Source organism: Micromonospora palythoicola (assembly GCF_036689795.1).
In the GTDB taxonomy this organism is placed as follows: Bacteria; Actinomycetota; Actinomycetes; order Mycobacteriales; family Micromonosporaceae; genus Micromonospora; species Micromonospora palythoicola.
In genome coordinates, this window is sequence record NZ_JBAGKI010000122.1 from 1 (window position 1) to 6156 (window position 6156).

Below are 6156 nucleotides of genomic sequence, written 5' to 3' on the forward strand. Positions count from 1 at the left end.
CCCCCCCCCACCCCCCCACTACCTCACCAGCGCGGCCCCCGCCCCGCCCCTCCCTGCGCGCGCCCAGGGCCGAGCCGTCGCCGGCTGATCTCAGCCGATGGTGCAGGTGGCGCCGTTGAGCGTGAACGAGGTGGGCTTCGGGTTGCTGCCGGTGTGGGTGCCGTTGAAGCCGATGCCGACCGACGCGCCCGGTGCCAGGTTGCCGTTGTACGACATGTTGGTGGCGGTCACCGCCGCACCGGTCTGGGCGTAGGTGGCCGACCAGCCCTGGCCGACCCGCTGCCCGGCGTTCGGGAAGTTGAACGCCAGTGTCCAGCCGTTGATCGCGGTCGTGCCGGTGTTGGTGATGGTGATGTTCGCGGTGAAGCCGGTGCTCCAGTCGTTGGTGCCGTAGGTGACCCGGCAGGGCGACGTGGGCAGCGGCGCCGAGGTGGTCACCATCACTGTCTGCGAGGGCGGTGACGCGTTGCCGGCGGCGTCGATCGCGACCACGTAGAACGGTGTCGTGCTGTCCGGAGTCAAGCCGGTCAGCCGGTAGGTCGGCTCGGTGACCGTGTCGATCAGGGTGTCGACCAGGTACGAACGGTAGATCCGGTACCCGACGACGCCCACGTTGTCGGTCGACGGAGCCCAGGTCAGCGTCGCACCGGTCGAGGTGACGGCGGAGACCGTGGGCGTGCCCGGCCTGGTCGGTGGGACGGTGTCCCCCGCGTCCACGGCCGGAGTCGTCACGCTCAGCGACGGCGACGAGAAGGACGTGTTGCCGGCCCTGTCCCGCGCCATCACGCTGAACTCGTACGTCCGGGCCGGCAGCACGTCGATCGTCAGCGAGTTGGTGCTGGCGTTGCTCAACATGATCGCGTCGCTGCCGATCTGGCGGGTGCTGACGAGGTAGACGTCGATCCCGCTGCCGGAGTCGGTGGACGGTGCCCAGGTCAGGCTCACCGACCGGGAGGTGACCGAGGTGGCCACCGGGGCGCCGGGGGTGGTCGGCCGGGTGGTGTCGGGGGCGTCCGGCGCGGGCTCCGAACCCCACACCACCTCGCCCCCGGAGTAGAGCGGCACGTTGCGGTTCGGCCCGGCGGTGGCCTGGTACGACGGGTCGTTCGCCGGGTTCCAGGTGCCGCCCTCGGGCACGCCGACCTTGAACTGCACCTCCATCCGGTGCTGCGACTGGCCGGCCGGTGCGATGGTGTGCCCGGTGCAGTCGACCTCGACGTACCAGAGGTCGCCGCTGGCCTGGCGGGCGGTGGTCGGTGCCGGGCAGCCCTGGGTGTAGCTGGACGTCACCTGCACCGGGCCGGTGCCGTCGGGCCGGAAGTAGTAGCGGAACTTCGCGTCGGTCAGCGCCCGGGCCGGGAAGGCCGACTTGTTGTAGATGATCGCCTTGATGCCGGTGGCTCGCGTCTCGTTCTGCATGACCGTGGTCTCCACGGTCAGCTCGTCGATGTCGGGCTGCTCAGGGACGGGGAAGTTGGCCAGCGGGGTGCCGCCGTACTCCTGGGAGAGCCGGGCCAACGCGGAGGTGAAGCCGGCGTTGTAGTCGGTGGCGACCTCGTTCATCACGTAGTCCGACCGGTTGTCGGTGTACGCGTCGTTCGGCGAGGACGGCCCGCCGACCAGCGCGCCGTGGAGGGTGTGCCGGGTCTCGGTGGGCACGGTCTGGCTGTCCCACCAGGAACCGTGCGCGGTGCGGTGGTGTGGGTTCTTCGGCGGGTTGGCGCCGAAGCCGATCACGTAGCTGGAGTTGCGGGGGTTGTCGCCGAGCGCGTAGTTGATCTGCCGGACGGCGAAGTCGTGGTAGCGCGTCTTGCGGGTCGCGTCGGTGGTCTTGTCGCTGTAGACCAGCGCGGCGAACGCGGTGTTGGCGGCGTACCGCAGGGCGCCCCACGAGTCGAGCACCGCCATCCCGCCGGGCGAGTACCGGACCCGTTCGCCGTTGACCCCGACGGTCCAGAAGTCCAGCCACCGGTTGGCGTCGTCGACGTACTTCTGCTTGCCGGTCAGGTTGGCCAGCAGCACGTACGCCCCGAACTGCTTGTTGTCCCAGGCGACGGTCCACTTGTACGACCGGGTGGTGGTCTGCGGCTCGGTACCGAGCTTGTCGTACTCGCTCTCCGCCTTGGCCAGGTACGCGGCGTCACCGGTGGCCCGGTACAGCCAGATCGCACCCCAGACCAGTTCGTCCTGGTAGCCGCTCCAGGACCGGTAGAAGCTGGTGGCGTCGGTGATGCACTCGTGGTAGTTCTTCCGCACCGTGTCAGCGAAGGTGTAGAGCTGGCGCGCGTGGGTCAGCAGCTTGTCGGCGTACGCGGCGTCGGTGGGCCGGAACACCATGGACGAGGCGGCCATCGCGGCGGCGGTCTCCCCCGCCAGGTCCGCGCCGCCACAGCTCGCGTCGATCTTGTACGCGGGCCGCGCCATCGGCATCACCTCGGCCGGCCCCCACCACTTGTGGTCGTCGTCGCCGTTGCCCACCTGTCCGTAGAGGACGTTCGGCGACGGGTGCGCCTTGACGAAGTAGTCGTTCACCCAGCGCAGGTTGTTCAGCAGGTGGGTGAGCTGGCCGGAGGCGGCGTACCCGGACCGGTACTCGACCGCGCCCCAGGCCAGCATGGTGGCGCTGAACGCCATCGGGAAGCCGAACTTCACGTGGTCACCGGCGTCGTACCAGCCGCCGGTGAGGTCGACTCCGACGTCCGAGCCGTCGCGGAGCGCCGAGTCGCCACGCCACGAGACGCGGTTCCAGTCCGGCAGTTTCCCGGACTGCTGCGCCTCGTAGAACAGCAGGGACTTCTGTAGCGCCTCCGCGTAGTTGAAGGCCGGTGCCGCGGCGCTGGTCGCGGCACCATCGGTCGGTGCGGCGGCGGCACCGGTGGCGGGTACGCCGAGCGCGAGCGTGCAGCCGGCGGCGAGCGCGGTGACGGCCGCCAGCATCCGGCGGGGCCACGGCTGATCGGGACGATGCCGCGGCGAGGACTGATCCGGAACGGGCCGATCGCGGTGGATACGGCCCGACCGTGGGGGTAGGTGCATGCGACTACTCCTGTCGATGCGTGCCCGACGGCATCGACCGGACGCATACCCGCGTCGGAGTGGACGGCTGCCGGCGGTGGTGGTGGCGGCGAGGTGGCTCCAACAGGACCGGGAGCGCTCCCATGGATAGTTGACAATGTAATCCGGGCACCGTCGGTTGGGAAGCCCGCCCGACGATGCCGTCGTGCGTCGGACGGCCGTGTTTCGTTACACCGACACGCCCGCCGACGGCCCCGGAGACACCCGCGCGGGCACATCGCGACTTCGAGTCTGCCCAGGTCAGGCTGTTCGCCCGAGATCAGAACCGGCCGTCCGGATGCGAGCATGTGCCGTCATCCCGCTGAGATTCGGAGGAATTCTCATGCCACAGCGTCGGCACGTGGCGCGCGCGGCCGTCTCCGGCGTCGCCGCCACGGCCCTCCTCGCCCTCGCCGCCCCGGCCTGGGCGAGCAGCACCGTTCCGCTCCACCCGGCCCACCAGGGTTCCACCGCGGCCGACTTCCAACAGCAGTGCGCGGACAGCAGGTTCGCCGACCGCCCCGCGGACCACGACGGCTGGCACTTCGTCCTGCCCGGCGGTCCGTCCGCAGGCGGTTTCCAGAGTCTGACCCTGAGCTTCGACACCGGCTCCGGCACGGTCGACGTCCCCGTGCCCGACGCCACCGACGCCTACCCGGACGCGCTCTACCCCGCTGGGCGGAACGAGTCCCGGCTCATCCACGCGTATCTGTTCACTCCGGCCGGGTGGACGCTGGTGAACGGTAGCGCCACGATCAGCGGTCAGGGTGACGGCTTCAACCTCAGCCACACCTGCGCCGGCCGGCCGACCCCGGAGTCGCCGACCCCGACGCCGACCAACTCGGAGTCACCGACCCCGACGCCCACCAACTCGGAGTCGCCCACCCCGACGCCGACGGTCCCCGGTTCGCCGGTCCCGTCGGAAACGCCGTCGGCCAGCCCGTCGAGCGGCACCGGCGGTGGCGGTGGTGACGACGGCAACCTGCCGGTCACCGGCGCGGCGGTGACGACCATGGCGCTGGTCGGCGTCGGCCTGATCGGTGGCGGTGTCGCCCTGGTCGCGCTGCGACGTCGGCGTGACGGGATCACCTTCACCAGCTGACACCACCCTTGAGTACGGCCGCCGGCGTTCCCGGCGGCCGTTCTCGTCGTCGGGGGACGGTTTAGTCGCATCCTCGTCGATGCCACCGCCGGACAGCTCCGACCGTACTCGCCGGTAACAAAGGGGGATTCTTCACACTATCGATCATCCTCAATCAACAGATCGGGATTCAGCAGGTGAGGGCCACCGACACAGGATGCGAGTAGATACTCCACAAGGGAGTGAGTGAGGCCGGGTGTCCTGCGATACGGAACGTACTGTTGCCGTCGCACTGGGCGGCAGGCGACAGTACGCGGCACCTGGCGGCACCCGTCGACGGCCGCTCCCCCGCCCACCCGAGGAGATCGCGATGGCTCTACGACTGGCCGACGGAACCTCCTGGTCCGACACTCTCGCCCGGGCGGTGGCCGCCGCCGCGGAGGCGTTCGACCACCCGGCCGACGGCACCGTCACGCTACGGAACCTGGTCGGCGGCGAGTGGCGCAGCGGCGGCGCGCCGACGCCGGCGCGTACCCCGGTCGACAACAGTGTGCTGGTCAACCTGGCACGGCTGGACGCGGCGACCGCGCACGACGCGGTGATCCACGCCGCCAGCGCCCACGCCACCTGGGCCGACACCCCGCTGGCCGAACGCCGGTCGCGGGTCGTCGACGCGCTGGACGCCCTCACCGCCCACCGCGACCTGCTGGCCCTGCTGCTGGTCTGGGAGATCGGCAAGCCGTGGCGACTGGCCTGCGCCGACGTCGACCGCGCCCTCGACGGGGTGCGCTGGTACGTCGACGAGATCGACCGGATGCTCGCCGACGGCCGTACCCCGCTGCCCGGCCCGGTCAGCAACATCGCCTCGTGGAACTACCCGATGAGCGTGCTGGTGCACGCCGAACTGGTGCAGATGCTCGCTGGCAACGCGGTCATCGCCAAGACGCCGTCGCAGGGCGGCGCGGTCTGTCTGACCGTGGCGCACGCCCTGCTGCACCGCGCCGGGCTGCCCGCCACGCTGCTCTCCGGCAGCGGCGAGGCGCTGTCCGAGGTGCTGGTGCGGGCGCCCGAGATCGGTGCGGTGGCCTTCGTCGGTGGCCGCTCCAACGGGGGAAAGGTGGCCGCCGCTCTGCTCGACTCGAACAAGCGCCACTTCATCGAGCAGGAGGGCCTCAACGCCTGGGGCGTGTGGAACTTCTCCCAGTGGGACCTGCTCGCCGCACACCTGAGGAAGGGCTTCGAGTACGGCAAGCAGCGCTGCACCGCGTACCCCCGGTTCGTGGTCCAGCGGGACCTGGTCGATGAGTTCCTCGACATGTACCTGCCGGTGGTCCGCTCGGTCCGGTTCGGGCACCCGCTCGCGGTCGACGAGACCTGGCGGGCCGGCGACCCGTTGCCGGAGCTGGACTTCGGTCCGCTGATCAGCGCCGCCAAGGCCGACGAGTTGCGCCGCAAGGTCGACGAGGCGGTACGCGGCGGCGCGGTCCCGTTGTACCGGGGCAAACTCGACGGCGCGCCGTTCCTGCCCGGGCAGGACACCTCGGCGTACGTCGCACCGTCGGTGCTGCTCGCCCCGCCCGGCCGGTCCCGGCTGATGCACGCCGAGCCGTTCGGCCCGGTCGACACCATCGTCGTGGTGGACACCACCGACGAGTTGCTGGCCCAGATGAACGCCTCCAACGGCGCGCTGGTGGCCTCCCTCGCCTGCGACGACACCGACGAGGCGGCGAAGCTCGCGGTCGACCTGCAGGCCTTCAAGGTGGGCATCAACAAGCCCCGCTCGCGAGGCGACCGCCAGGAGCCGTTCGGCGGGCGGGGCGCCTCCTGGAAGGGTGCGTTCGTCGGCGGGGACCTGCTGGTCCAGGCCGTCACCGTGGGCGACGACGACCGCCTCTACGGCCACTTCCAGGACCGCACCGCCCTACCTCCGAACCTCTGACCGGGCCCGACCAGAAGCACGCGGTGGGGGCGGGGCCCCCCCCCCGCTCGCAGCCCCCCCCACCGGCCCCCCCCACCCCGGG

Annotated in this window: 3 protein-coding genes; 2 read left to right on the plus strand and 1 reads right to left on the minus strand. The window is 71.0% G+C overall.

Translation table 11 applies throughout. The features are described from left to right. Nucleotides 1–90 precede the first annotated feature (90 nt). Nucleotides 91–2937 (minus strand): glycoside hydrolase family 9 protein, encoded by a 2847-nt coding sequence (locus V5O40_RS27635; protein WP_332908169.1) that lies wholly within the window; start codon nt 2935–2937, stop codon nt 91–93. A gap of 460 nt (nt 2938–3397) precedes the next feature. Between V5O40_RS27635 and V5O40_RS27640 the strand changes: the two genes are divergently transcribed. Together V5O40_RS27640 and V5O40_RS27645 are read left to right on the plus strand one after the other, a co-directional pair. Continuing rightward, nucleotides 3398–4156 (plus strand): LPXTG cell wall anchor domain-containing protein, encoded by a 759-nt coding sequence (locus V5O40_RS27640; protein ID WP_332908170.1) that lies wholly within the window; start codon nt 3398–3400, stop codon nt 4154–4156. A 349-nt stretch (nt 4157–4505) separates the two neighbouring features. Beyond that, complete coding sequence (locus V5O40_RS27645) at nt 4506–6074, plus strand: aldehyde dehydrogenase family protein (RefSeq protein ID WP_332908171.1); 1569 nt, start codon at nt 4506–4508, stop codon at nt 6072–6074. Nucleotides 6075–6156 lie beyond the last annotated feature (82 nt).